General features: G+C 71.0%; 27 protein-coding genes. 5 read left to right on the forward strand and 22 right to left on the reverse strand.

Annotation, left to right across the window (positions count from 1 at the left end):
• Nucleotides 1-43 precede the first annotated feature (43 nt).
• The 4 genes from LIU39_RS26435 to LIU39_RS26450 all read right to left on the reverse strand — a co-directional run bounded on the left by LIU39_RS26435 (nucleotide 44) and on the right by LIU39_RS26450 (nucleotide 5,078).
• On the reverse strand, nucleotides 44-2,623 hold the full coding sequence (locus LIU39_RS26435; RefSeq protein ID WP_227049418.1) for an ATP-binding protein: 2,580 nt from the start codon (nucleotides 2,621-2,623) through the stop codon (nucleotides 44-46).
• 347 nt (nucleotides 2,624-2,970) lie between these two features.
• A complete protein-coding gene (locus LIU39_RS26440; RefSeq protein WP_227049419.1) occupies nucleotides 2,971-3,294 on the reverse strand; it encodes an STAS domain-containing protein in 324 nt (107 codons plus the stop codon).
• A gap of 146 nt (nucleotides 3,295-3,440) precedes the next feature.
• Complete coding sequence (locus LIU39_RS26445) at nucleotides 3,441-4,289, reverse strand: 3-hydroxyacyl-CoA dehydrogenase family protein (protein WP_227049420.1); 849 nt, start codon at nucleotides 4,287-4,289, stop codon at nucleotides 3,441-3,443.
• 147 nt (nucleotides 4,290-4,436) lie between these two features.
• On the reverse strand, nucleotides 4,437-5,078 hold the full coding sequence (locus LIU39_RS26450) for a TetR/AcrR family transcriptional regulator (protein ID WP_227049421.1): 642 nt from the start codon (nucleotides 5,076-5,078) through the stop codon (nucleotides 4,437-4,439).
• A gap of 80 nt (nucleotides 5,079-5,158) precedes the next feature.
• Between LIU39_RS26450 and LIU39_RS26455 the strand changes: the two genes are divergently transcribed.
• The 3 genes from LIU39_RS26455 to LIU39_RS26465 are packed head-to-tail and all read left to right on the forward strand — an operon-like array spanning nucleotide 5,159 to nucleotide 7,331.
• Nucleotides 5,159-5,941, forward strand: coding sequence for an ABC transporter ATP-binding protein (locus tag LIU39_RS26455; RefSeq protein ID WP_227049422.1), 783 nt, complete (start codon nucleotides 5,159-5,161; stop codon nucleotides 5,939-5,941).
• 51 nt (nucleotides 5,942-5,992) lie between these two features.
• Entirely contained in the window at nucleotides 5,993-6,748 is a 756-nt protein-coding gene (locus LIU39_RS26460; protein WP_227049456.1) for an ABC transporter permease, read from the forward strand.
• Nucleotides 6,749-6,758: 10 nt separating this feature from the next.
• Entirely contained in the window at nucleotides 6,759-7,331 is a 573-nt protein-coding gene (locus LIU39_RS26465) for a cob(I)yrinic acid a,c-diamide adenosyltransferase (protein WP_227049423.1), read from the forward strand.
• Nucleotides 7,332-7,362: 31 nt separating this feature from the next.
• Here LIU39_RS26465 and LIU39_RS26470 read toward each other — a convergent pair whose 3' ends face one another.
• Nucleotides 7,363-7,965, reverse strand: a complete 603-nt coding sequence (locus LIU39_RS26470) for a hypothetical protein (RefSeq protein ID WP_227049424.1) — start codon at nucleotides 7,963-7,965, stop codon at nucleotides 7,363-7,365.
• Nucleotides 7,966-8,129: 164 nt separating this feature from the next.
• Between LIU39_RS26470 and LIU39_RS26475 the strand changes: the two genes are divergently transcribed.
• Complete coding sequence (locus tag LIU39_RS26475) at nucleotides 8,130-9,356, forward strand: sensor histidine kinase (RefSeq protein ID WP_227049425.1); 1,227 nt, start codon at nucleotides 8,130-8,132, stop codon at nucleotides 9,354-9,356.
• Complete coding sequence (locus LIU39_RS26480) at nucleotides 9,353-10,045, forward strand: response regulator (RefSeq protein WP_227049426.1); 693 nt, start codon at nucleotides 9,353-9,355, stop codon at nucleotides 10,043-10,045. Before LIU39_RS26475 ends, LIU39_RS26480 begins: the two co-directional genes overlap by 4 nt.
• A gap of 20 nt (nucleotides 10,046-10,065) precedes the next feature.
• Here LIU39_RS26480 and LIU39_RS26485 read toward each other — a convergent pair whose 3' ends face one another.
• From LIU39_RS26485 to rpmE, 17 genes are all read right to left on the reverse strand, one after another.
• Complete coding sequence (locus tag LIU39_RS26485; protein WP_227049427.1) at nucleotides 10,066-10,515, reverse strand: DUF2550 domain-containing protein; 450 nt, start codon at nucleotides 10,513-10,515, stop codon at nucleotides 10,066-10,068.
• Between the two features lie 118 nt (nucleotides 10,516-10,633).
• Entirely contained in the window at nucleotides 10,634-11,017 is a 384-nt protein-coding gene (locus LIU39_RS26490) for a F0F1 ATP synthase subunit epsilon (protein WP_227049428.1), read from the reverse strand.
• A gap of 108 nt (nucleotides 11,018-11,125) precedes the next feature.
• On the reverse strand, nucleotides 11,126-12,580 hold the full coding sequence (gene atpD, locus LIU39_RS26495; RefSeq protein ID WP_227049429.1) for a F0F1 ATP synthase subunit beta: 1,455 nt from the start codon (nucleotides 12,578-12,580) through the stop codon (nucleotides 11,126-11,128).
• A 5-nt stretch (nucleotides 12,581-12,585) separates the two neighbouring features.
• A complete protein-coding gene (locus LIU39_RS26500) occupies nucleotides 12,586-13,506 on the reverse strand; it encodes a F0F1 ATP synthase subunit gamma (RefSeq protein WP_227049430.1) in 921 nt (306 codons plus the stop codon).
• A gap of 20 nt (nucleotides 13,507-13,526) precedes the next feature.
• Nucleotides 13,527-15,119, reverse strand: a complete 1,593-nt coding sequence (gene atpA / locus LIU39_RS26505; RefSeq protein WP_227049431.1) for a F0F1 ATP synthase subunit alpha — start codon at nucleotides 15,117-15,119, stop codon at nucleotides 13,527-13,529.
• A 213-nt stretch (nucleotides 15,120-15,332) separates the two neighbouring features.
• Nucleotides 15,333-16,148 carry a F0F1 ATP synthase subunit delta gene (locus tag LIU39_RS26510; protein ID WP_227049432.1) on the reverse strand — a complete coding sequence of 272 codons (816 nt, stop codon included), beginning with the start codon at nucleotides 16,146-16,148 and terminating at the stop codon, nucleotides 15,333-15,335.
• Nucleotides 16,145-16,708, reverse strand: a complete 564-nt coding sequence (locus tag LIU39_RS26515) for a F0F1 ATP synthase subunit B (protein ID WP_227049433.1) — start codon at nucleotides 16,706-16,708, stop codon at nucleotides 16,145-16,147. Before LIU39_RS26515 ends, LIU39_RS26510 begins: the two co-directional genes overlap by 4 nt.
• 41 nt (nucleotides 16,709-16,749) lie before the next feature.
• Nucleotides 16,750-17,010, reverse strand: a complete 261-nt coding sequence (gene atpE, locus LIU39_RS26520) for an ATP synthase F0 subunit C (protein ID WP_227049434.1) — start codon at nucleotides 17,008-17,010, stop codon at nucleotides 16,750-16,752.
• Nucleotides 17,011-17,087: 77 nt separating this feature from the next.
• Entirely contained in the window at nucleotides 17,088-17,885 is a 798-nt protein-coding gene (gene atpB, locus LIU39_RS26525; RefSeq protein WP_264483285.1) for a F0F1 ATP synthase subunit A, read from the reverse strand.
• A gap of 279 nt (nucleotides 17,886-18,164) precedes the next feature.
• Nucleotides 18,165-18,602: a Cg1360 family ATP-synthase-associated protein gene (locus LIU39_RS26530; RefSeq protein ID WP_227049436.1), complete on the reverse strand. Its 438-nt coding sequence runs from the start codon at nucleotides 18,600-18,602 to the stop codon at nucleotides 18,165-18,167.
• 288 nt (nucleotides 18,603-18,890) lie between these two features.
• Nucleotides 18,891-20,255: an MraY family glycosyltransferase gene (locus LIU39_RS26535; protein WP_227049437.1), complete on the reverse strand. Its 1,365-nt coding sequence runs from the start codon at nucleotides 20,253-20,255 to the stop codon at nucleotides 18,891-18,893.
• A 96-nt stretch (nucleotides 20,256-20,351) separates the two neighbouring features.
• A complete protein-coding gene (gene glyA / locus LIU39_RS26540) occupies nucleotides 20,352-21,731 on the reverse strand; it encodes a serine hydroxymethyltransferase (RefSeq protein ID WP_227049438.1) in 1,380 nt (459 codons plus the stop codon).
• A gap of 96 nt (nucleotides 21,732-21,827) precedes the next feature.
• Nucleotides 21,828-22,562 carry an arsenate reductase/protein-tyrosine-phosphatase family protein gene (locus LIU39_RS26545; protein ID WP_227049439.1) on the reverse strand — a complete coding sequence of 245 codons (735 nt, stop codon included), beginning with the start codon at nucleotides 22,560-22,562 and terminating at the stop codon, nucleotides 21,828-21,830.
• Entirely contained in the window at nucleotides 22,562-23,209 is a 648-nt protein-coding gene (locus LIU39_RS26550) for an L-threonylcarbamoyladenylate synthase (protein WP_227049440.1), read from the reverse strand. Before LIU39_RS26550 ends, LIU39_RS26545 begins: the two co-directional genes overlap by 1 nt.
• A 50-nt stretch (nucleotides 23,210-23,259) precedes the next feature.
• On the reverse strand, nucleotides 23,260-24,141 hold the full coding sequence (prmC, locus tag LIU39_RS26555) for a peptide chain release factor N(5)-glutamine methyltransferase (protein WP_227049441.1): 882 nt from the start codon (nucleotides 24,139-24,141) through the stop codon (nucleotides 23,260-23,262).
• A gap of 31 nt (nucleotides 24,142-24,172) precedes the next feature.
• On the reverse strand, nucleotides 24,173-25,252 hold the full coding sequence (gene prfA / locus LIU39_RS26560) for a peptide chain release factor 1 (RefSeq protein ID WP_227049442.1): 1,080 nt from the start codon (nucleotides 25,250-25,252) through the stop codon (nucleotides 24,173-24,175).
• A gap of 162 nt (nucleotides 25,253-25,414) precedes the next feature.
• Nucleotides 25,415-25,639 carry a 50S ribosomal protein L31 gene (gene rpmE / locus LIU39_RS26565; RefSeq protein WP_227049443.1) on the reverse strand — a complete coding sequence of 75 codons (225 nt, stop codon included), beginning with the start codon at nucleotides 25,637-25,639 and terminating at the stop codon, nucleotides 25,415-25,417.
• Nucleotides 25,640-25,757 lie beyond the last annotated feature (118 nt).

Raw genomic sequence — 25,757 nt, forward strand, 5'->3', positions numbered from 1 at the left:
GGGCGGCGTCCGTACCGGGCCGTCGTGCGGTGAGCGGGGCAGGTCAGCCGGCCGGGGTGCCCTCGCCCGAAGTGGCGGGCGCGCTGCCCGAGGGATCGGCGTCCGAAGAAGCGCTCCCCGAAGGGCCGGTGCCCGCAGGGGTGGTGTAGCCGGCGGAGCTGGTGTTCATCGGGCGCGACGCGGTCTGCGACGGGCTCTCGGTGGTCGGCTTGCCGGTGGGCTCGCCGGTCGGCGTCGGGCTCGTCGGCTCGTCCGTCGGGTCGTCCGTGGGGGTGGGGTCGGTCGGCCTGCCGGTCGGCTTGTGGGTGGGGTCGGTGGGCTCGTCCGTGGGGTCGGTCGGACCGCCGGTGGGGGTGGTCGTCGGATCCGTCGGCGCCGTGCTCGGGTCGGTGGGCGAGTCGCTGGTGGCGGGTGCGCTGGCGGACGGGGACGGGCTGTTCTCGGCGCCGGGTGTGCCGGACGCGGAGGCCGCTTCGGTGGGCAGCAGGCCGGAGCCGGTGCCCGGGGTGTCGGCCGGGGACTCCTGGCCCTGGTCGTCCGGTGCGGCGCTCTGCTCGGTGCTGATCCGACCGCCGGGGTGTTTGTCGTCGCCCGAGGTGAAGCCGAGGGTGACGACGGTGCCGAGGACGGCGGCCAGCAGGACACCGGCTCCGATGGCGACGAGGTTGCGCCGGGCCCGGCCGAGCACCGGCCGCTCACCGGTGGCGCCCTTGTGCCGGGCAGGCCCGCCGGGCGCGGCGGCCGGCGAACCCACGGCGGACGCCGGGCCGCGGACGACGATGGTCGGCGCGGTGGTTCCGGCCGCCGGCGTCGCAGGCCCCGGGTGCTCCGGGCCGGACGGCCGCGCCGCCGGCACCGTCGTGACGGTGGCCCGCTCGCCGGCCGCGGGCGGCGTGAGGGTGATCGGGGGGACGGCGCGGGTGCGGTCGGCGACGAGCGCCAGCGCCCGGCGTCCGGCGACCGCGCCGCTGCGGTCGGAGAGCACCCCGCGCAGCCCGATGGCGGCCTCCAGCTCGGCGCGCGCCCGGTCGAGGCTGTCGGTGCACAGGGCCAGCACGCCCAGCTCGTGGTGGAAGTACGCCTCTTCGGCGACCTCACCGGCCAGCCGTGCGGCCTCCTGTCCGTGCCGCAGGCTGCGCTCCCAGGCGCTCCAGTGCAGCGCGGCGGCGAACGCCGGGGCGGCGGTACGGGCGAGCAGGACGGCGGCGCTGGCGTGGCCGCTCTCGCGGCTGCCGGTCAGCATGCCCATCGCGGCCAGGACGGCGTCGGACTCGGCGGCGGCCCGCTCGGGGGTGACCGAGGGGTGCCCGGCCCACCAGGCGTAGTGCTGGGCCGCGGTGTGCGCGCGGGCGGCCGCGCCCTCGCCGTATCCGGCGGCCTCCAGCTGCTCCTGGACGGTCGCGGCGAGGCGGTAGTGGGTACCGGCCGGGGTGATCAGGCCGCAGCCCAGCAGATCGCCGAGTGCGGCGTCGGCGTGGGTGTCCTGGGTGAGGGCCGGCAGGTGGGCCTGGTGCGGCAGTTCCCCGCCGAGCGCGACGGCGAAGCGGAGGGTTTCCCGGGCGGCCCGTCCGAGGTGGCCGGCCAGCAGGGGCGCGGGCGATGCGGCCTCGGCGACGGTCGGCAGCGGTACATCGGCAGGCTCGGCGGGCCCCGTGCCGTCGTCGGCGCCGTCGGCCGGCTCGGCGAACAGGCCGTAGCCGTCGTCGAGTGCGCCGGGCGCGCTGCGCTGCCGGTCGCGCCGGCGCAGCAGTGCGGCCGCCTGGACGAAGCGCAGCGGCAGCCCTTCGGACTCGAACCAGAGGTCGGCGGCCCAGGCGCTCTCGTCATCGGTGAGCGGGCGCTGTACGGCGCGCTCCAGCAGCCGCAGGCAGGCGGCGCGGCCGATGCCGCCGAGGAAGACCTCTTCGACGTGCGAGTCGGTGCTGGGTGCGGCGGTGTCCGGGGTCGCGGAGAAGAGGAAGGCGCACTCGGGGGTGGCGTCGAGCAGTTCGTCGAGTGCCCGGCCGCCGAATTCGATGTCGTCCACGACGACGATCGCGCCGATACCGCCCAGCAGCCGCAGCAGCTCGGCGCGGTCGGGGCGGTGCCGGGGCGCGCGGTGGACGGCGGCGAACAGCGCGTACAGGAGGTCGTTGGGGGTGCGGTGGTAGCCGGAGAGGCGGACGACGCCGTCGGGCGCGATGTCGGCGCAGGCGTGCGCGACGGCGTCGAGGAGCCGGGTGCGGCCCGCGCCCGAGGGGCCGGTGAGGCGTACGGAGCGGCCGCGGGAGAGCAGGCGGACCAGGCGTTCGGTCTCCTCGCCGCGCTCTTCGAGTGCGGCGGTGTGGCCGGCGTAGACGGGTGCTCCCGGGGGGACCGGGGGTGCGGCGGCCCGGGTGACGTCGGCGCGTTCCTCGGGGCCGAGCTTGCCGGGATCGGCCGGGCGCTCGCCGGGCGGACAGGGTTCTATCTCGCTGCCGTCGAGGGGATTGACGGTGACGAGGTAGCTGCCGGAGATGAGCCGGACGACGCGGACCGGCTCGTCGGGGCCGGTCTGCTTGCCGCCGAAGGCGGGCGCGGCCGATTCGGCGGCGGGTGCCCGCTCGCCGTTCTCCTCGGATCCCCGCTGGGTGTTCGGGTCCATGCTCACAACCCCCAGATGCCCTTCTTCTCGCTCCGGCTGCGCCGCGTGGGTCCGTCCGGGAGGACGGTCGCGCGTACCGTCCGTCGTCCGGCCGCCTCCCGCCGGGGTGCGGCCGGGGCGTGCCCGCGGTGGCTGCGGTCGGTGCCGCCGCGGCTGCCGGCGGACGGCGCGATGAACCCTAGCCGCGGGGGTGGTGCCGTCGCACCGTCGGGGCCCTGACTTGTCCGGAAAGGGCCACTCCGGCGTGGATAGCGCGGTTGATGCCGCACTGAGGTGTTGCTCACCGCACCGCTCCCCCGGCCTTCCGGACCCGCCCGGCGCCTGTCGCGCCGGGCGGATGCCGTGCCTCACACGCGAGGAAGCGATTCCGCTGCGAGGCCGCCCTCGATGGCGAGGATGCGGTGCAGGCGGGTGGCGACCAGCAGCCGCTGCATCTGGGGCGGGACACCGCGCAGCACGAGCCGACGGCCCACCCGGCCCGCGCGGCGGTGCACCCCCATGATCACGCCGAGCCCGGTGGCGTCCCAGGAGTCCAGCTCGGTCAGATCCAGCACGAGATCGCCGTGACCTGAATCGACGGCGGCGTGCAGGGCCGTACGGGCGTCCGCCGCGCTGCGGACGTCGAGGCGCCCCCCGACGACCAGCTCGGCGTGGTCGCCCCTGATATGCATATGCGCTCCCCGGAATGGTGGTTTCGTACGGTGAGGTCTACCGAACTGACGGCCTCTCACGCGGCGAAGTTTCCGCCTGTAAGCGAACCGATACCGAATTCACCCCACGGAGTGACAAATCGGGGCCCTTGAGCCCTGACACGGCATCAGTGCGCGTAGAAGCCCTGCCCACTCTTGCGGCCGATATCGCCTGCATCGACCATCCGCCGCATGATCTCCGGCGGTGCGAACTTCTCGTCCTGGGACTCGGTGTAGATGTTGCCGGTGGCGTGCAGCAGGATGTCGACGCCGGTGAGGTCGGCGGTGGCCAGCGGTCCCATGGCGTGGCCGAAGCCCAGCTTGCAGGCGGTGTCGATGTCCTCGGCGCTCGCCACACCCGATTCGTAGAGCTTGGCGGCCTCGACGACCAGCGCCGAGATCAGCCGGGTGGTGACGAAGCCGGCCACGTCGCGGTTGACGACGATGCAGGTCTTGCCGACGGATTCGGCGAACTCCCGCGCGGCGGCAAGGGTTTCGTCGCTCGTCTTGTAACCGCGCACCAGCTCGCACAGCTGCATCATCGGCACCGGCGAGAAGAAGTGCGTGCCGACCACCCGCTCCGGGCGGGACGTGGCCGCGGCGATCTTGGTGATCGGGATGGCGGAGGTGTTGGAGGCCAGCACCGCCTCGTCCTTGGCGAGCTTGTCCAGGGCCTGGAAGATCTCCCGCTTGACCTCGATCTTCTCGAAGACCGCCTCGACGACGACGTCCGCGTCGGACACGGCGTCCAGGTCGGTCGTGGTGGTGATGCGGGCCAGCGCCTGCTCGGCGGCGGCCGCTTCCAGCTTGCCCTTGGAGACGAACTTCTCGTACGAGGCCGCGATGCCGTCCTTGCCACGGGCCAGCGCCCCGTCCGTCACGTCACGGAGGACGACGTCCCATCCCGCCTGGGCGGAGACCTGCGCGATGCCGGATCCCATGAGTCCGGCCCCGATGACGGCGAGCTTCCTTGCCACTGCTGTCCCCTAACACGCTGTGCACTTGAGAGCCTGTGAAGGTGACGTTAGCGTCCGTGAGCGATCGTTTGGTAGGTAAGAGAGGCGCGTCACGTCTCACATGACGGACATCACATCGACCGGAGCCGTTCACCGCCCGGAAGACCGTCAGCCACCCGCCCGTACGGCGTAGTTGAGGACCCGCTCGCTGAGCATTTCCTCGATGTCGTCGAGGAGGACGAGGGCTTCGCGGGAGACCTCGGCGGGCTTGCGGCCGGCCAGCATCTCGCGCGCGACGGCCCCCATGAGCGACTGGTGCACCCAGGCGATCTGGCCCGCCATCAGGCCGGGCAGCGGGTCGTCCGCGGGGGCACGGGCCTCCTCACGGAGCGTTGCCTCCAGGTCGTCGAGGATCTCCTGCTGCATGTACCAGAGGCGAGCCTTGAGGGTGGGGGCGCCGTGCACCACGCGCATGAAGCGGCCGTACCCCTCCATCAGACCGACGCGCGGCGAGACCGCCTCGACCTCGTCGCGCAGTTCACGCAGCACGGCGACGGCGGCGGACTCGCCGGCCGCCCGGCCGCGCACGAAGCGCGAGAGCCGGTCGAGCACCCCCTTGCTCCGGTCGAAGAAGAGGTCTTCCTTGGCCGGGAAGTAGTTGTAGACGGTGTTGACGGAGACCTCCGCCGCCTCGGCGATCTCGGCGATGGTCACCGCGTCGAAGCCGCGCTCCAGGAAGAGGCCGGTGGCCACGTCCGAGAGGTACTGGCGGGTCTGCCGTTTCTTCCGCTCCCTGAGTCCCTCAGCCATGCCGCCACCCTACCTTTTACTGGTGCCGGTTAATTTTTGGAGGCATTGCAATTTTTCAGCGCCTCTGTTTTTCTGGGGCCATGCCCGCCCTCAGCACCTCCCGACTCGCCCGGACCTTCGCCGGCAAGAGTGGCCCCGTCGAAGCGGTCCGCGGCATCGATCTCACCGTCGAGCGCGGCGAGATCCTCGGCTTCCTCGGCCCCAACGGCGCAGGAAAGACCACCACCCTGCGGATGCTCACCACCCTGCTGGCGCCCACCGGAGGCAGCGCGACCGTCGCCGGCTGCGATCTGGCAGGCGACCCGGCCGGCGTGCGGCGCGCGTCCGGCTACGTCGCCCAGTCCGGCGGCGTGGACCCGAACGTCTCGGTACGCGAAGAGCTGGTCACACAGGGCCGCCTCTACCACCTCGGCAGAGCCCAAGCCCTGGCCCGCGCCGGGGAGTTGGCCGGCGAACTCGGCCTGACCGGGCTGCTCGACCGCAGGACCGCCACGCTCTCCGGCGGCCAGCGGCGCCGGCTGGACATCGCGCTGGGCCTGACCCACCGCCCCGAAATCCTCTTCCTCGACGAGCCGACCACCGGACTCGACCCCGGCAGCCGCGCCGACCTGTGGGACCTGGTCCGCCGCATCCGCGCCGAGCACGGCACCACCGTCTTCCTGACCACCCACTACCTCGACGAGGCCGACGCGCTCGCCGACCGGCTGGTGATCATCGACAAGGGCGTGATCGCCGCCGATGACACCCCGGCCGCGCTCAAGAGGCGGTACGCGGGCTCGGCCGACGCGCCCCTCCAGGACGCCTTCCTCGCCGTCACCGGACGCGGCGCCGCACCGCAGCAGAACCCGCCCCTCGCCGTCTGACCGGCCGCCATCCACACCACCGGAGTCCCCGTGCCGCCCTCGCCCCCGTCCCTGTCCGTCCTCCTCTCCGACACCGCGCTGATCTTCGGCCGCTATGCCAGGCAGACCCTGCGCTCCCGGATCCAGATGCTGTTCGGCGTACTGATGCCGCTGCTGTACCTGCTCTTCTTCGGCCCGCTGCTGACCGGTCTGCCACTGGCATCGGACGGCACTTCCTGGCAGCTGCTGGTCCCCGGGCTGCTGCTGCAACTCGCGCTGTTCGGGGCCGCGTTCTGCGGCTTCGGCATCATCGTCGAGAAGCAGTACGGCGTGGTCGAGCGGATGCGGGTGACGCCGGTGAGCCGGCTGGCGCTGCTGCTGGGCCGGGTGCTGCGGGACGCCGCGCTGTTCGTCTTCCAGTCCGTGCTGCTGGTGCTGGCCGCGCTGGTCATGGGCCTGCGCGCGCCGCTGCCCGGCATCCTCATCGGCTTCGCCTTCGTCGCCGTCCTGACCGTGGCGCTCGCCTCGCTCTCGTACGCGCTGGCGCTGAAGGTCGACGCGCCGCAGGAGTTCGGACCGGTCGTCAACGCCATCACGCTGCCGTCGATGCTGCTGTCCGGGCTGATGCTGCCGATGGCGCTGGGGCCCAAGTGGCTCGACGTGCTCTCGCACTTCATGCCGTTCCGCTACCTCGTGGACGCGGTGCGGGCCGCGTTCGTCGGCGCGTACGCCTCGCCGGCCATGCTCCACGGCGTTCTGGTCGCGGCTGGTTTCGCCGTGCTGTCGGTGGTCCTGTGCACCCGGGTCTTCCGCAGATCCGCCGCGTAGGCTCGCCCGCATGGTGAATCTGACGCGTATCTACACCCGCACCGGTGACAAGGGCACCACCGCCCTGGGCGACATGAGCCGCACCGCGAAGACCGACAGCCGGATCTCGGCCTACGCGGACACCAACGAGGCCAATGCCGCGATCGGCGTGGCGCTGGCGCTCGGTTCGCTGCCCCAGGAGGTGGCGACGGTGCTGCTGCGGGTGCAGAACGACCTGTTCGACGTCGGCGCCGACCTGTCCACGCCGGTCGTCGACGACCCCAAGTACCCGCCGCTGCGCGTCGAGCAGAGTTACATCGACAAGCTGGAGACGGACTGCGACCGCTTCCTGGCGGAGCTGGAGAAGCTGCGCAGCTTCATCCTTCCCGGCGGCACGGCCGGCGCGGCCCTGCTCCACCAGGCGTGCACGGTCGTCCGTCGCGCCGAACGGTCGACGTGGGCGGCCTTCGACGAGCACGGCGACAGCATGAACCCGCTCACCGCCACCTACCTCAACCGCCTCTCCGACCTCCTGTTCATCCTGGCCCGGACGGCCAACAAGGAGGTCGGCGACGTGCTGTGGGTGCCGGGCGGCGAACGGTAGCCACCGCCTGCCGCCCGGCCCCGGGCGCTGCCTAGCGCAGCGACTTCTGCGGCCGGGCGGCACCGTCCTCGTCCCGGGCGGCCCCTCCCCCGCCCCGGCCCGCCGGGTCCTTCTTCGGCCAGATCAGGTACGTCAGCGCGATGACGCCGTGGATGGCCACGATGCGCGCCACGTTGACCTGCCAGCCGTGCAGGGACGCGGTGTCGCCCTCGTCGCCGACGTACCACACGGCGATCTGGAGCAGGCCGGCGGCGACCGCGGCCATCAGGACCGTACGCAGCCACAGCCTGCCCTCGTGGGCGGCCCGCGCCAGGCCGTAACGCGGCGGCTTGGGAGGCGGCGGGGCGCCGCCGAAGCGGTGCGCTACGTGACCGTCGCACCACTTGATCGTGTAGTGGCCGTAGGCGACGGTGTAGCCGATGTAGACGGCGGCCAGGCCGTGCTTCCAGTCCGCGCTCGCCCCGTTCTTCAGGTCGACCGCGGTGACGATCAGCAGGGCCAGCTCCAGCAGCGGCTCCATGAGCAGCACGGCGGCGCCGGTGCGGGGCATCCGCGCCAGGTAGCGCAGCGCCAGGCCGCCGGCCAGCAGGACCCAGAAACCGACCTCGCAGGCAATGATCAGCGTGACGACCACAACGGCCTCCTCTTCGCTCGGGCACTCCCAGCCTGTCGCGGCCGCGCGGCCGATACGTCGTCGCCGGTGACGATCCCGGCTGCATCTTTCGATGTAGCGCACGCGCCGCGGGAAGCCGCCGTGGTGTGGAGGCGGGGCGCCGCGGCGCCGTGTTGGATGGAGGGGTGAGAGCCCGTCTGCCCGCCCCACCCGCAAGGCCGCACCGCGACGATGTCCTCATCGCGGCTGCCGGGCTGCTCGGCGGCCTGCTGCTGTGGGTGCTGGGACTGCACAGCGCCCCGCCGGTGTCCGGCCTGCCGTCGTGGCTGACGCTGGTCGCGCTGGCCGCCATCAGCGGCGCCGAACTGCTGCGCCGCACCGCCCCGCTGACCGGCCTCGCCATCGCCGTGGCCGCGCTCACCCTGGACACCTGCGCCGGGACGCTCATCGCCACCGTCGTGATGTTCACGGACCTGGTCTACGCCGCGGTGCTCTACGGCGGCTCCCGGGCGGCCCGGCGGATCCCGCAGTGCGCCGTGCTGGTGACGGTCCTCACCACGGTGGTGCTGCTCGCCGTGCGGCGCGACCCCGAGATGCTGATGTTCGGCATCGTCATCGGCGTCATCACCGCCACCCCGGCCTGGACCGGCCTGATCATCCGCAACCACCGCGACGCGGCCCAGGCCGCCCGGCTGCGCGCCGAGCAGACCGCGCTGCTCGCCGAGATGGACCGGACCCAGGCGGTGGCGGGCGAGCGGGCGCGGATGGCCCGCGAGCTGCACGACATGGTCGCCAACCACCTGTCGGCCATCGCCATCCACGCCACCGCGGCCCAGACCATCGACGACCCGGGCGCGACCCGCCAGGCGCTCGGCGTCATCCGCGAGAACAGCGTCCAGGGTCTGGCCGAAATGCGCCGTCTCATCGGGTTGCTGCGGGACGCGGCCGGCGCGGAGGAACCGGCCGCCGTACCCACCCTCGACGGGCTTGAAGCGCTGCTCGGCCAGGCCCGGACGAACGGCGCGGCCAGCGGCCTCACCTTCACCCTGGACGACACCCGGCACGCCGACGGCACGGACCCGCGGGCCGCGCTGCCCGCGCCGGTGGAGCTGGCCGCCTACCGCATCGTCCAGGAGTCCCTGACCAACGCGCTCAAGCACGCCGCCCCCGGCGAGGTCGCCGTCCGCCTCGAACAGGCCCGGGGCGGCCCGCTCGGCATCGCCGTGATCAGCCCGTTCGGCGGCCGCTCGGGACCGCGGGCGCCCGGCTCGGGCGCCGGACTGGTCGGCATGCGGGAGCGCACCACCCTGCTGGGCGGAACCTTCGAGGCCGGCCCGGTGCGCGGGCCGGCCGGCACGGTATGGCAAGTACGGGCCCAGCTCCCGGCCGCCGAGGAGAAAACACCGTCATGACAGGCGCGCCCACGCAGCCGATCCGCGTCCTCGTCGCCGAGGACCAGTCCGCCGTCCGCGCCGGCCTCGTGCTCATCCTGCGCTCGGCCCCCGACATCGAGGTCGTCGGCGAGGCTGCGGACGGTGAGGAAGCCGTACGGCTGGCCCGCGAGCTGCGCCCCGCGCTCGTCCTCATGGACCTCCAGATGCCGCGGCTCGACGGCGTCTCGGCCACCCGCCGGGTGGTCGCCGGTGGCCTCGCGGACGTGCTGGTGCTGACCACGTTCGACCTGGACGCGTACGTCTTCGGCGCGCTGCGGGCGGGCGCCGCCGGCTTCCTGCTCAAGGACAGCGACGCGACCGCGCTGCTGACCGCGGTCCGCACGGTGGCGTCGGGCGACGGCGTGATCTCCCCCGCGGTGACCCGCCGGCTGATCGCCGAGTTCGCCGGGCCGTCCGCCCCGGCACGCGCCGAACGGCCGGACGATGCGCCGGACCCGGCCGTCCTGGACGTGCTGACGCCGCGCGAGCGCGAGGTGCTGGGCGCGCTGGGCCGCGGACTGTCGAACGCCGAGGTGGCGGTACGGCTGGAAATGGCGGAGGCCACGGTGAAGACCCATGTCAGCCGGCTGCTGGCCAAGCTGGGACTGCGCAGCAGGCTCCAAGCCGCGGTCCTGGCAAGGGAGTTGGAAATCGACGCCCGGCCGTAGACGCAGGGCTCAGCCCTTACCTACGCCACATTGACCCGCTGGCCGGGCGGCGCCGCTTCAAGCCAGGCCAGGAAGCCGGTGAGCGCGTCCTCGCTCATCGCCAGCTCCAGGCGGACGCCGCGGTGGCGGCAGGCGAGCACGGTCGAGTCGGAGAGCAGCGCCAGCTCTTCCTCACCCTGCGGGGTCCTGCGCTCCAGGACCTCGATGGCGGAGCGCTCCAGGACGCGGCGGGGCCTGGGCGCGTAGGAGAAGACCCGGAACCATTCGATCCGGTCGCCGTTGTAGCGCGCGACGCCGTAGATCCAGCCCTTGCCGCTGGGCTCGCGCTCGTCCTCGGAAACGTTCCAGCGCAGGCTGCAGTCGAACGTGCCGCCGGACCGCTGGATGAGCCGCCGCCGCAGCCCGAAGACGAACAGCCCCAGCAGCACCAGCACCACGACCGCGCCGCTCACAAGCAGAGCGAGGACCATCTCGACCGACCTCCTCGCCTCGTATTCCGGAAACGCACCTGCATTGCCTCAGCCGCGGGCCGCTCCGGAGGTCTCCGGGCAGCCCGCGGCTGAGGATCGATCTCGTCGGTGCCGGGGCTCAGTGAACGCCCGTCACCGAACGCAGCCGGACAGCGGCGCGGCGTTCGGCGACCGCGTCGGCCGCCGACTTCGCCCGCTCCAGTGCCCGCTCCGCGCGCTGGACATCGATCTCGTCCGACAGTTCCGCGACCTCCGCGAGCAGAGACAGCTTGTTGTCGGCGAAAGAGATGAAACCGCCGTGCACAGCGGCGACGACGGTGCCGTCCCCGCTCTCGCCGGTCGTACGAATCGTCACCGGGCCGGACTGCAGCACGCCGAGCAGCGGCTGGTGTCCGGGCATGACGCCGATGTCGCCCGACGAGGTGCGCGCGACAACCAGGCTGGCCTCGCCGGACCAGACCTGTCGGTCCGCTGCGACCAACTCGACGTGCAGCTCAGCCACGATGGCTCCTCGGGTCTCCACCTGCCAGGCTCGGCAGATGTTGGGTCAAATACTAGTGGTCGTACGGACCGGGGGCGGCCAGGGCCGCCCCCGGGACCGGGGCCGGGGTCAGGAGACGCCCAGCTCCTTGGCGTTCTTCTCCAGGTCCTCGATGCCGCCGCACATGAAGAAGGCCTGCTCGGGGAAGTGGTCGTACTCGCCGTCCGCAATCGCGTTGAAGGCGTGGATCGACTCGTCGAGCGAGACGTCCGAGCCGTCGACACCGGTGAACTGCTTCGCCACGTGGGTGTTCTGCGACAGGAACCGCTCGATGCGACGGGCGCGGTAGACGGTGAGCTTGTCTTCCTCGCCCAGCTCGTCGATGCCCAGAATCGCGATGATGTCCTGGAGGTCCTTGTACTTCTGCAGAATCGTCTTGACGCGCGAGGCGCAGTCGTAGTGCTCCTGCGTGATGTACCGCGGGTCCAGGATGCGGGACGTCGAGTCCAGCGGGTCGACCGCCGGGTAGATGCCCTTCTCCGAGATCGGGCGCGACAGCACGGTCGTCGCGTCCAGGTGGGCGAAGGTGGTCGCCGGCGCCGGGTCGGTCAGGTCGTCCGCGGGGACGTAGATCGCCTGCATCGAGGTGATCGAGTGACCACGGGTCGAGGTGATGCGCTCCTGGAGGAGGCCCATCTCGTCCGCCAGGTTCGGCTGGTAACCCACCGCGGACGGCATGCGGCCGAGCAGCGTGGAGACCTCGGAACCCGCCTGGGTGTAGCGGAAGATGTTGTCGATGAAGAACAACACGTCCTGCTTCTGCACATCGCGGAAGTACTCCGCCATGGTCAGACCGGCGAGCGCGACGCGCAGACGGGTGCCCGGGGGCTCGTCCATCTGACCGAAGACCAGGGCGGTCTTGTCGATGACGCCGGACTCCGTCATTTCCTCGATGAGGTCGTTGCCCTCACGGGTGCGCTCGCCGACACCGGCGAACACCGACACACCGTCGTGGTTGTTGGCCACGCGGTAGATCATTTCCTGGATGAGGACGGTCTTGCCGACGCCCGCACCGCCGAACAGACCGATCTTGCCGCCCTTGACGTACGGGGTCAGCAGGTCGATGACCTTGACGCCGGTCTCGAACATCTCGGTCTTCGACTCAAGCTGGTCGAAGCTCGGGGCCTTGCGGTGGATCGGCCAGCGCTCGGTGATCTCCGACTCGGCCTCGGGCTTGTTCAGGATCTCGCCGAGGGTGTTGAACACCTTGCCCTTGGTGATGTCACCGACCGGGACGGTGATCCCGGCGCCGGTGTCGGTCACCGGGGCCTGGCGGACCAGGCCGTCGGTGGGCTGCATCGAGATCGCACGGATGACGCCGTCGCCCAGGTGCTGCGCGACCTCAAGGGTCAGCGTCTTGGTCTTGCCCTGCTCGGCCGGGTCGGCGACGTCGACGTGCAGCGCGTTGTAGATCTCCGGCATCGCGTCGACGGGGAACTCCACGTCGACAACCGGGCCGATGACCCGCGCGACGCGGCCTGCGGCCACGCCCGACGCGGCGGTCGGCTCAACAGTGGTGGTCATAGTTGTCAGTCACTCCCCGCGGTCGCGTCGGCCAGGGCGCTGGCGCCACCGACGATCTCGCTGATTTCCTGGGTGATTTCGGCCTGGCGGGCCGCGTTGGCAAGCCGCGAGAGCGACTTGATGAGCTCTTCGGCGTTGTCCGTGGCCGACTTCATCGCACGCCGGGTGGCGGCGTGCTTCGAAGCGGCGGCCTGCAGCAGCGCGTTGTAAATCCGCGACTCGACGTACCGCGGCAGCAGGGCGTCGAGGACGTCCTCGGCCGACGGCTCGAACTCGAAGAGCGGCAGGATCTCGCCGTCCTTCCCCTCGGCGGCGGCCGCGGCCGTCTCCGTGAGGCTGAGCGGCAGCAGCCGGTCGTCGAGCGCCGTCTGCGTCATCATCGAGAGGAACTCGGTGAAGACGATGTGGAGTTCGTCCACCCCGCCCTCGGCCGTGTCCTGCTGTACGGCGGCGATCAGCGGTGCGGCGACCGCCTTGGCGTCGGCGTACGTCGGGCTGTCGGTGAAGCCGGTCCACGACTCCTGCACCGCCCGCTCGCGGAAGGCGTAGTACGACACGCCCTTGCGCCCGACGATGTAGGCGTCGACCTCCTTGCCCTCGGCCTTGAGCCGCTCGGTGAGCTGCTCGGCGGCCTTGATGACGTTGGAGGAGTAGCCGCCGGCCAGACCGCGGTCGCTCGTGATGAGCAGCAGCGCGGCACGGGCCGGCCGCTCCGCCTCGGTCGTGAGCGGGTGCTGCGTGTTCGAGCCGGTGGCAACCGCCGTCACCGCGCGGGTCAGTTCACTCGCGTACGGCGTCGATGCCGCCACCTGGCGCTGCGCCTTGACGACGCGCGAGGCGGCGATCATCTCCATCGCCTTGGTGATCTTCTTGGTCGCGGTGACGGAGCGGATGCGACGCTTGTAGACCCGGAGCGTGGCTCCCATGGATCAGGTCCCTTCCGTCGTCACTTGGCGGTGCTGACCGGAGCGTCCTCACCGAGAAGCTTGCCGTCCGAGGTCTCGAACTGCTGCTTGAAGGCGGCGACGGAATCGGTGAGCGCCTGGATGGTGTCGTCGGACATCTTGCCGCCCTCGACGATGCTGACCAGCAGGTCCTTCTTCTCCCGGCCCAGGTAGTCGAGAAGCTCCCGCTCGAAGCGGCGGATGTCCGCGACCGGTACGTCGTCCATCTTGCCGGTGGTGCCGGCCCAGATGGAGACGACCTGCTCCTCGACGGGCATCGGGGAGTACTGGCTCTGCTTGAGCAGCTCGGTCATGCGCTGACCCCGGCCCAGCTGGGCCTTGGAGGCCGCGTCCAGGTCGGAACCGAAGGCGGCGAACGCCTCCAGCTCGCGGTACTGGGCGAGGTCCACGCGCAGACGTCCGGAGACCTGCTTCATGGCCTTGTGCTGGGCCGAGCCACCGACACGGGAGACCGAGATACCGACGTTGATCGCCGGGCGCTGGTTCGCGTTGAAGAGGTCGGACTCCAGGAAGCACTGACCGTCGGTGATGGAGATGACGTTGGTCGGGATGAACGCCGACACGTCGTTCGCCTTGGTCTCGACGATCGGCAGGCCGGTCATCGAACCGGCACCCAGCTCGTCGGAGAGCTTCGCGCAGCGCTCCAGCAGACGCGAGTGCAGGTAGAAGACGTCGCCCGGGTACGCCTCGCGGCCCGGCGGGCGGCGCAGCAGCAGGGATACGGCGCGGTAGGCGTCGGCCTGCTTCGAGAGGTCATCGAAGATGATCAGGACATGCTTGCCGGAGTACATCCAGTGCTGGCCGATGGCCGAACCGGTGTAGGGCGCCAGGTACTTGAAGCCCGCCGGGTCGGACGCCGGGGCGGCGACGATGGTCGTGTACTCCAGGGCGCCGGCCTCCTCCAGCGCACCGCGCACGGACGCGATGGTGGAGCCCTTCTGGCCGATGGCGACGTAGATGCAGCGGACCTGCTTCTTCGGGTCGCCCGAGCGCCAGTTGTCGCGCTGGTTGATGATCGTGTCGACGGCCAGGGCGGTCTTGCCGGTCTGGCGGTCGCCGATGATCAGCTGACGCTGGCCACGGCCGATCGGCACCATCGAGTCGACGGCCTTGTAGCCGGTCTGCATCGGCTCGTGGACGGACTTACGGACCATGACGCCCGGAGCCTGCAGCTCCAGGGCGCGGCGGCCCTCGGACTCGATCTCGCCGAGGCCGTCGATCGGGTTGCCCAGCGGGTCGACGACGCGGCCGAGGTAGCCCTCGCCCACGGCGACCGAGAGCACCTCACCGGTGCGCTGCACCGGCTGGCCCTCCTCGATACCGCTGAACTCGCCGAGGACAACCGCACCGATCTCGCGCTCTTCCAGGTTCAGCGCAAGACCGAGCGTGCCGTCCTCGAACTTCAGCAGCTCGTTCGCCATCGCCGAGGGAAGGCCCTCGACCTTCGCGATGCCGTCTCCGGCCTCGCTTACCGTGCCGACCTCCTCGCGCGAGGCCGCGTCCGGCTTGTACGCCTGGACGAAGTTCTCCAGCGCGTCCCGGATCTCCTCCGGCCGGATCGTGAGCTCCGCCATCTGGGTTCCCTGCTCTCCTTGTTGGGCCCGAAGTTACTTGCGGGGGTCTGGGGGTTGTCCCCAGGGGGTTTCCGCCTACGGCCCAACTCGGGCCGCCGTCGTGCTTGTGCTGTCTTCCGGGGCGGGCCGCGGGCCGCAGCCGGACCTCGTCGGTCCGGCCGTCCGGCCCGGCGTCCTGCCGCCGGTGGTGCAGCTCTTGAGTTGGTGGCTGGGTCAGCCGGCCATCCGCCGTGCCGCCTCGTCGAGGCGGTCCGCGATGCTTCCGTTGATGACCTCGTCGCCGATCCGTACCTGGATGCCGCCGATGATCTCGGGGTCCACATCGAGGTTCAGGTGAACCTGCCGTCCGTAGACCCTGGCCAGCGAGGCGCCGAGGCGCGTGCGCTGTCCTTCGCTGAGCGGCACCGCGGAGGTGACCACTGCGACCATCCGGCCCCGGCGGTGCGCGGCCAGCTTGGAGAGGGCGTCCAGCCCTGCTTCCAGGCTACGGCCTCGCGGGTTGCCGACGAGCCGGACCACGATGCGTCCGGTGACCGGGTTGGCCCGGCCGCCGAGCAGCGTGTTCAGCAGCTCCGTCTTGGCCGCCACCGAGGCACTCTGGTCGGTCAGCGCACGGCGCAGTTCGCCGGTCGAGGTGACGATCCGGCCGAACCGGAACAGCTCGTCCTCGACGTCGTCCAGCTGACCGGCACGCTGCGCCGCGGCGAGGTCGGCGCTGTAGGACAGCTCCTCCATCGCGTCGGCGAGGTCGCGCGAGCCCGACCAGCGGGCGCGGACCATGCCGGCGACCAGTTCGGCGGCCGGGCCGCCGATCTTGCCGCCGAGCAGCCGGCCGGCCAGCTCGGCGCGTGCCTCGCCGGGCTGCGCCGGGTCGGTCAGGACCCGACGCAGCGAGACCTCGCGGTCGAGCAGAGCGGTGACGGCAGCCAGCTCCTCGGCGAGCTTCGCCGCGTCGACGGAGGAATCGTCCGTCAGCGCGTCGAGCTGCTCACGTGCGGAGGCGAATGCCTCGCGGCTCGCTCCGTTCATCGGCCGGCCTCAGCCTTCGTCGCGTCCGACGCCGCCTTGGCCTCGATGTCGTCGAGGAAGCGGTCGATGGTCCGGCTCTGCCGGGCGTGGTCCTCAAGGGACTCGCCGACGAGCTTGCCGGCCAGGTCGGTGGCGAGCTTGCCCACGTCCTGACGCAGCGACTGCGCGGCCTGCTTGCGGTCCGCCTCGATCTGGGCGTGACCGGCAGCGATGATTTCCTCACGCTGCCGCTGGCCCTCGGCGCGCATCTCGGCGATGAGCGTCGCGCCCTGCTCCTGCGCCTCCTGGCGCAGACGCGCGGCCTCGTGGCGGGCGTCGGCGAGCTGGGCCCGATAGTCCTCGAGCACCTGCTGAGCCTCGGCCTGGGCGGCCTCGGCCTTCTCCATGCCGCCCTCGATCGCCGCCCGGCGCTCGTCCAGAACCTTGTTGATGTTCGGGAGCAGCTTCTTGGCGAGGAAGCCGAAGACGATGAAGAAGGCGATCAGGCCGATGACCAGCTCTGGAATCGGCGGGACCAGGGGGTTCTCAGGAACCTCCGCCGCCAGGTTCAGGGCGTTCACATCAGTGCCTTCCGTCTGAATGGATAGTCGATGTGCTTCGTTTACTTGTAGACGAAGCCCATGACGATGCCGATCAGGGCGAGCGCCTCACAGAACGCGAAACCCATGATCTGGTTGGTGCGGATCAGGCCGGCGGCCTCGGGCTGACGGGCCAGAGCCTGGGTGCCGTTACCGAAGATGATGCCGACGCCGACGCCGGGGCCGATCGCGGCGAGGCCGTAACCGATCGAGGCGACGTTGCCGACGACGTTGGTCTTGGCGGAGCCGGCGGCGAGGTTGACCATTTCGAGAGCAGCGGACATGCCGTTACTTCCTTCTCATTTCACGGACCGGTGGGGGTTGGCCACCGGACAGCTGTTGGGCTGGGAGGCGAGGGTGCTCAGTGGTGCTCGGCGAGCGCGCCCTGGACGTAGTTGCAGGCCAGGAGGACGAAGACGTACGCCTGGACGGCCTGGATGAAGAGCTCGAAGGCAGTCATCACGAGGGTCATCACGAAGGACGCACCGGCGTAGACGAAGCCGATGCCGTTCAGCATGTACCAGCTGGCGATGGTGAACAGCAGGATCAGCAGGTGGCCCGCGAACATGTTCGCGAAGAGCCGGACCGCGTGCGTGAACGGGCGGATGATCAGGTGCTGGAGAAGTTCGAGCACCATGATCAGCGGCAGCACCCAGCCGAGCGACTTGTCGTAGCCCGAGATGTTCTTCAGTCCGCCGACGAAGCCCTGCTTCTTGAACGTGAGGAACAGCCAGGTGACGTAGACGACCAGGGCGAGGGCCACCGGGAAGGCGATCACCGACGTCACGGGGAACGCCATCAGCGGGATGATGGACCAGAGGTTCATGATCCACACGAAGAAGAACAGCGAGACCATGAAGGGGACGTACTTGTCGCCCTCCTTCTTCCCCAGTGCGTCATAGACGAGCCCGCGGCGCACGAAGTCGTACCCCGCCTCGCCGACCATCTGGAGTTTTCCGGGAACGACCTTCGCCTTGCCGAACGCGACCCAGAAGAACCCCACCACCACGATCGTGCTGAGGAAAGCCAGCAGCATCGGCTTGTTGAACTCGAAGCTGCCGACTGTGAAGAGGGGTTCGAAAACGAACGAATGAAGACCCGGGGCCTCGAAGCCACACCCCGGGATGAAGAGGTGGCACTCCGTGTCGAAGGCGAGCATCGTTTCAGCACTCACCGCGGGCTCCTTCAGCGTGGCGCATGGGTACGGCAACCTCGTTGTGTCGGCGCGGCGTTGAGCCACGGAGCGGCACTGGACTGGTCTTACGGATGTGGGGGCGGCGTCTCGGCGCTGGGCCGGGTCGGATCACAGGCATCGGCTGCGAGGGCTGCCGGTTCCAGCTCGTGGAACTCGGGCGCTCAGCCGCCTGCGCCAACTGTGCCGCAGTTGGCACCGGACGATAGCAGGCCCGTGGATGGGCTTTTATTCCGGCCCTACGTGTCACGTCGGCGACCCCGCCGTCTCCGCCTTCTTCGCTTCCGCGGAGTCGGGGTCGACGTACAGAATCTTGGCCTTCATATGACCGCGGGTCTGCGCGGCGATCCACACAAGAGTGGTGCCGAGCAGGGTGAAGGCAAATGCCTTCGTATCAAAGAGTGTTGTGTCCTTGAACGCCATCAGGAAGACGGCCACCAGCAGGACCTGCACCGTGTACAGCAACAGCCCCATCATCTGGAAGAGCTGCGGGTGATTTCGCGCGGTGCTCTGCAGGACGACGAGTCCGGCACCCATCACCAGCAACACGAGCGCGGTACCGATGACCGCGCCGATCGCTCCCGTACCGCCTGCGACCACAGCGCTCACGGCAACGGCGACGGCGCCGGTGGCGAGCGTGGGCACAACGGCGTGAAGGAGAAGTCGGGCGTCATTCGACTGCATGGCGGCGCTCCGGCAAGGGGTGGGGGTGTGTCGTCAAGGACGAGCGTAGACCCGGCCTGAGGCAGAACCTGAGGCCAAAGGACCGTCGCACGAGGCCCCTTCGGCTCTATCGCCGGGTTTCGTGAACGGTATCACAAACTATTTGATGAGGTCTTTACCTCGATAGTGTGCCACCTGTCACACGTGAGCGTGAACCTGCGCGTTGGTGCACCGCACAACAGCCTTTTGCCTGCTATGGGGCCAACTTGTCCCGTTCCTGCGGGCAGTTGGCCGGTTCGAACCTCCGCTTCAGGAGTGACTGTCCGCCTTCCTTCGTTCCACGAAGCGTGACCGGTCGCCGATCGCGGTGGCACCGTGCAGCCCGGCGGGAACGGGCTCGCGCTCCCCCTCGCGCCGCTCCCGACCCTCGTGCCCGCCCGGTTCGCCGGTCCCACCGTCCGCGGCCACGGCGTCCGCGGGCTGCGCCGCACGGACCACCCTGCGGTAACGCGGTGGCACCATCCGCTCCGCCCAGCGCGGCGCCCGCGGCGTGAACCGCGGCAGCAGGAGCAGCACCAGACCGACCGCGCTCAGCAGCACGATGCCCAGCACGATCCACATGCTCGCGTTGTTGACCGAATAGGCGACCGCGCCGAAGGCGATCAGCGCCGACCAGAAGTACATGATCAGGACAGCGCGGCTGTGGGAATGGCCGATTTCCAGCAGCCGGTGGTGCAGGTGGCCCCGGTCGGCGGCGAACGGCGACTGGCCTTGCCAGGTACGCCGGACGATCGCCAGGATGAGGTCGGCGACCGGCACCGCGATGATGGTCAGCGGCAGCAGCAGCGGGATGTAGACCGGCACCATCGCATGGGTCGCCTCCCGCAGGCCGCCCGCCTTGAGGTTGAGCAGGTCCGGGTCGACCTGGCCGGTGACCGAGACCGCGCCGGCCGCCATCACCAGACCGATCAGCATCGACCCCGAGTCGCCCATGAAGATCCGGGCCGGATGCATGTTGTGCGGCAGGAAGCCCAGGCACATGCCCATCAGCACGACGGAGAACAGCGTGGCGGGCGCGGCCGCCTCGATGCCGTAGCCGAACCACATGCGGTACGCGTACATGAAGAAGGCCGCGGCGGCGATGCACACCATGCCGGAGGCCAGGCCGTCGAGCCCGTCGACGAAGTTGACCGCGTTGATGGTGATCACGACCAGCGCGACCGTCAGCAGCGTGCCCTGCATCGGAGTCAGCGAGACCGTGCCGACGCCGGGGATCGGGATCCACAGGATCGTCAGCCCCTGGAGGACCATCACGCCTGCGGCGATCATCTGGCCGCCGAGCTTGACCAGCGCGTCCACGCCCCATTTGTCGTCCAGGACGCCGAGCAGCCAGATCAGCGCGGCGCCGGAGAGCAGGGCCCGCGGCTCGTTGGAGTTGTCGAAGACGCTCCGGAGATTGGTCAGGTGCGAGGCGACCAGCAGCCCCGCGCACAACCCGCCGAACATCGCGATGCCGCCGAGTCTCGGTGTCGGCTCGCGGTGTACGTCACGGGCCCGGATCTCCGGCATCGCCCCGGCCGCGATGGCGAACTTCCGCACCGGGCCGGTCAGCAGGTAGGTCACCGCGGCCGTGACGCACAGCGTCAGCAGGTATTCACGCACGGGCTGCCCCATAGATATAGCTGGCCATCACAGCCACACACCCTATGCGTGTCCGACCCTCAGCCGTGAATACGGACCGGTACACCCGCCGCCCGCGGGCTTCCGGCGTCAGGCCCGATCGGGATAAGGGGGATGCCGGCGGACCAAAGCGACGGTGCGCGCACGCGCCGTGCCGTCCTCGCGCAGTGCCGCGCCGATCAGCTCGCCGATCTCCGCCATCTCGGCCTCGCCCATCCCCTGGGTCGTCACCGCCGCGGTGCCCAGACGGATGCCGGTGCTCCGGGCGGGCGCCGTGTCAGGTCCCGCGGAGGCGGGCAGGGCGCAGGTGTCCAGCACGATCCCGGCGGCGGCGAGCCGGCCGCGTGCGGTGCGTGCGTCGATGCCGAGCGGCGCGGTGCCGGCGCAGATCAGGTGGGTGTCGGTGCCGCCGGTGGCGATCTGCATCCCCTGGCCGGCCAGGGCGTCGGCCAGCGCGCGGGCGTGGGCGACCACCTGGTGCGTGTACGCGCGGAAGGCCGGGGTGGCGGCCTCGCCGAAGGCGACGGCCTTGGCCGCGACGGAGTTCATCTGGGCGCCGCCCTGGCTGAACGGGAACACCGCACGGTCGATCCGCTCGGCCAGCCGCGCGCCGCACAGGATCAGCCCGCCGCGCGGCCCGCGCAGCACCTTGTGGGTGGTGCCGCACACCACGTCGGCGTACGGGACGGGGCTGGGCGCCGCTCCCCCGGCGATCAGCCCGAGCGGGTGGGCGACGTCGGCGATCAGGTAGGCGCCGGTCTCGTCGGCGATGTCGCGGAAGGCGGCGTAGTCGATGTGCCGTGGGTAGGAGATCGAGCCGCAGACCAGGGCCTTGGGGCGGCGGGCGCGGGCCAGGTCGCGGATGGCGTCGTAGTCCAGCAGGCCGGTGTCCTCGTCGACGCCGTAGCCGGCGAAGTCGAACCAGCGGCCGGAGAAGTTGGCGGGCGAGCCGTGGGTGAGGTGTCCGCCGTGCGGCAGGGACATGGCCAGGACGGTGTCTCCGGGGCGCAGCAGGGCGGCGTAGGCGGCCAGCACGGCCGAAGACCCGGAGTGGGCCTGGACGTTGGCGTGTTCGGCGCCGAACAGGGCCTTGGCGCGCTCCACGGCGATCCGCTCGGCAAGGTCGACGATCTCGCAGCCGCCGTGGTAGCGGGCGCCCGGGTAGCCCTCCGCGTACTTGTTGGCGAGGGGTGAGCCGAGGGCGGCGAGCACGGCGGGCGAGGTGAAGTTCTCGGCGGCGATCAGCTGGAGGCCGTCGGCCTGCCGGGCGCTCTCACCGAGCAGGACGCCGGCGATCTCGGGGTCCTCGGCGAGCAGCGCGCCGAAGTCCGCTCCGCCGGCCGGTCCCCCTGCCCCGTCGTGTGCGGCGTCCCGTACCCGGTCGGCGAGGGACGCGGCGGTGGCCTCGTCGCCTCCGGCGGGGGCGCGGCAGGCCGGTTGCCGGCTGCGGGCTGACGCGGTGGTGGACATCGCTGCTCCGGGCCTCGTACGGGGACGTAGTCCCAATGTAGGCGCGGTGGGGCGAACGGGCGCGGCGGCCGGGCCCGGCCGCCCCGCGGGCAGGTGTCAGGCGCGGGCCGGGACTCCGGTGAGCGCGGTGACGACCGGGTCGAGTGCCTGGTTGATCTCGTCGCCGATGGAGCGGAAGAAGGTGATGGGGGCGCCGTAGGGGTCGTGGACCTCGTCGGACTCCGGGGTGGGCGCCAGCAGCCAGCCGCGCAGCGCGGCGGCGGCGCCGACCAGGGCGCGGGCGCGCTCGACCAGGCCGCCGTCCGGCAGCCGCGGGTCGGGCTCGGGCAGCGTGGCCGGGTCTATGGCGCGTACCAGCCGGTTGAACTCCTTGAGCGTGAAGGTGCGAAGACCCGCGGAGTGGCCCATGGAGATGACCTGGGCGCGGTGGTCGCGGGTGGCGGTCAGCACCAGGTCGGCGCGGATGACGTGCTCGTCGAGCAGTTCACGGCCGGTGAAGCCCGCCGGGTCGGCGCCGTAGTCGGCGAGCACCGTCGCGGCGTGCGTCTCCATCGGGGCGCCTTCGTGGCCCCAGGTGCCGGCGCTCTCCACCAGCAGTCCGCCGCTGCCCTCGCCGCCCAGGCGCAGGTCCAGGGCATGGCGGTGCAGCCGCTCGGTGATCGGCGAGCGGCAGACGTTGCCGGTGCTGACGTGCAGGATCCGGAAGCGGCCCGGCACGCCGGTCACCGGCGAGAAGGCGGTGTGGGGGGCAGGGGCGGAAAAACCGGAAGGGGGGGCCGGCGGGAAGGTCGCATCGCCGTATCCCGCTATGCCACGCCCCAGGGGCGCCATCAATTGGCCACCTCTAGCTCGGGTACCACCTTGCGCAGTTCCTCCGCGCTGATCGCGCCCTCGCGCAGCAGCACCGGGGTCTTTCCGGTGACGTCGACGATCGAGGACGGTACGGCGGCGGGGGTGGGGCCGCCGTCGAGGTAGACGGAGACGGAGTCGCCGAGCATTCCCTGGGCCGCGTCGCAGTCCTGCGGGGAAGGGTGTCCTGTGAGGTTGGCGCTGGAGACGGCCATCGGGCCGAAGTCGTTGAGCAGTTCGATCGCGACGGGGTGCAGCGGCATCCGGACCGCGACGGTGCCGCGGGTCTCGCCGAGGTCCCAGGTCAGCGACGGCTGGTGGGTGGCGACCAGGGTCAGCGCGCCGGGCCAGAAGGCGTCGACCAGCTCCCACGCCTGCTCGGAGAAGTCGGTGACCAGGCCGTGCAGGGTGTTCGGGGATCCGACGAGCACCGGGGACGGCATGCCGCGGCCGCGGCCCTTGGCCTCCAGCAGGTCGCCGACGGCGTCGGCGCTGAACGCGTCCGCGCCGATGCCGTAGACGGGGTCGGTCGGCAGCACGACCAGCTCGCCGCGGCGGACGGCCGACGCGGCTTCGCGCAGACCGGTCGCGCGGTCGGTCGCGTCGCTGCAGTCGTATCGCCGTGCCATTTAACGGTCCTCCTCGTGCGGAACGGATACATCGGGCGTCGGGGCGGCGGTCATGGCGTCGCCCGGCGCGCGGTGGCGAAACGGGGCCTGTTGTTGAGGTCGGGGTGGTCGGCCGCGTCGGCCCAGCCCCGCTCCTCGGTGAAGATCCACGGCACCTGGCCGCCCTGGGTGTCGGCGTGCTCGATGACGACGAGGCCGCCGGGCCGCAGCAGCCGGTGTGCGGTGCGCTCGATGCCCCGGATGGTGTCCAGGCCGTCCTCGCCGGAGAACAGCGCCAGTTCGGGGTCGTGGTCGCGGGCCTCGGGTGCGACGTACTCCCACTCGGTGAGCGGGATGTACGGCGGGTTGGAGACGACCAGGTCGACCTGTCCGTCCAGTTCGGGGAGCGCGGTGAGCGCGTCGCCCTGGTGGAGGTGGACGCGGGAGCCCTCGACGTTCTGCCGCGCGTACTTCAGTGCCTGGTCGGACAGCTCGACCGCGTGCACCGTGGAGCGCGGCACTTCCTGCGCCAGGGCGAGGGCGATGGCCCCCGAGCCGGTGCACAGGTCGACGATGAGCGGTTCGACGACGTCCATCGCGCGGACCGCGTCTATGGCCCAGCCGACGACGGACTCGGTCTCCGGGCGGGGCACGAACACCCCGGGCCCGACGTGGAGTTCGAGGTACCGGAAGAAGGCGCGGCCGGTGATGTGCTGGAGCGGTTCACGCGCCTCGCGGCGGGCGACGGCCTCCCAGTAGCGGGCGTCGAAGTCCGCGTCGGGGACCGTGTGCAGCTGGCCGCGCTTGACGCCGTGCACATGCGCGGCCAGCTCCTCGGCGTCGAAGCGCGGTGAGGGTACGCCGGCGTCGGCCAGCCGCTGGGTGGCCTGGGCCACCTCGGCGAGCAGCAACGTGCGGGGATTTCGGGGTCGTCCCCCAGGGGACTGCTGCACGGGGGTCCTCCAGCCGGTGCGTACGGTGGTCTTACTGGGCGGCGGCGAGCTTGGCCGCCGAGTCGGCGTCCACGCATGCCTGGATGACCGGGTCCAGCTCGCCGTCGAGCACCTGGTCCAAGTTGTACGCCTTGAAGCCCACGCGGTGGTCCGAGATGCGGTTTTCCGGGAAGTTGTACGTCCGGATGCGCTCGGAGCGGTCGACGGTGCGGACCTGGCTGCGGCGGGCGTCCGACGCTTCCTTCTCGGCCTCTTCCTGGGCGGCGGCCAGCAGCCGCGAGCGCAGGATGCGCAGGGCCTGCTCCTTGTTCTGGAGCTGGCTCTTCTCGTTCTGGCAGGAGACGACGATGCCGGTGGGCAGGTGGGTGATGCGCACCGCGGAGTCGGTGGTGTTGACGGACTGGCCGCCGGGGCCCGACGAGCGGTACACGTCGATCCGCAGGTCGTTGGGGCCGATCTCGACCTCGACCTCCTCGGCCTCCGGTGTGACCAGCACGCCGGCCGCCGAGGTGTGGATGCGGCCCTGCGACTCGGTGGCAGGCACCCGCTGCACGCGGTGCACGCCGCCCTCGTACTTCAGCCGTGCCCAGACGCCCTGGCCGGGCTCGGTGGCCCCGCCGCCGCCCTTGGTCTTCACGGCGACCTGGACGTCCTTGTAGCCGCCGAGGTCGGACTCGTTGGCTTCCAGGATCTCGGTCTTCCAACCGGCCCGCTCGGCGTAGCGCAGGTACATCCGCAGCAGGTCGCCGGCGAACAACGCGGATTCCTCGCCGCCCTCGCCGGCCTTGACCTCAAGGATGACGTCCTTGTCGTCGCTGGGGTCGCGGGGCACCAGCAGCAGCCGCAGCTTCTCGGTGAGTTCCTCGCGCCTGGCGTCGAGTTCCTTGACCTCGTCGGCGAAGTCCGGGTCGTCCGCGGCGAATTCGCGCGCGGTCTCCATGTCCTCGCCGGTCTGCTTCCAGGAACGGTACGTCGTGATGATCGGGGTCAGCTCGGAGTAGCGCTTGTTGAGCCGCATGGCCTCGCGCTGGTCGGCGTGGACCGCGGGGTCGGCCAGCCGCGTTTCGAGACCGGCGTGCTCGCCGATCAGTTCCTCGACCGCCTCGAACATCGTGGGGTTCCTTAGCTGACTGGTGGTTCCGGGGGCCGGTCACCTGGTGCGGCGGAGCCGCGGCGTTTCCGGACCCCCGGCCGGGTCCGTGGCCTGGACGACAAAGCGCCGGTCCGGTCACCCCTGCGAGGGGGCGACCGGAGACCGGCGCCTTGCGGGTCGCTACTTCTTGGCCGAGCCGGCGGCCTTGCCGAAGCGGGCCTCGAAGCGGGCCACACGGCCACCGGTGTCCATGATCTTCTGCTTGCCCGTGTAGAACGGGTGGCACTCGGAGCAGACGTCGGCACGGATGGCGCCGCCGTCAACGGTGCTACGGGTGGTGAACGACGCGCCACAGGTGCAGCTGACCTGGGTCTCGACGTATTCCGGGTGGATGTCGCGCTTCAAGGGGTTCTCCTAGGTTCGGGAGTGCTCCGGGTCGTGGTGCGGGTTGCGTCACGTGAACCGGAGCCGACGGTCCAGTCTGCCAGGACTTGCCGTATCTCCCAAAACCGGGGTAGGGCGT

The sequence above is a fragment of the Streptomyces pinistramenti genome (genome assembly GCF_020564935.1).
Taxonomy (GTDB): Bacteria; Actinomycetota; Actinomycetes; order Streptomycetales; family Streptomycetaceae; genus Streptomyces; species Streptomyces pinistramenti.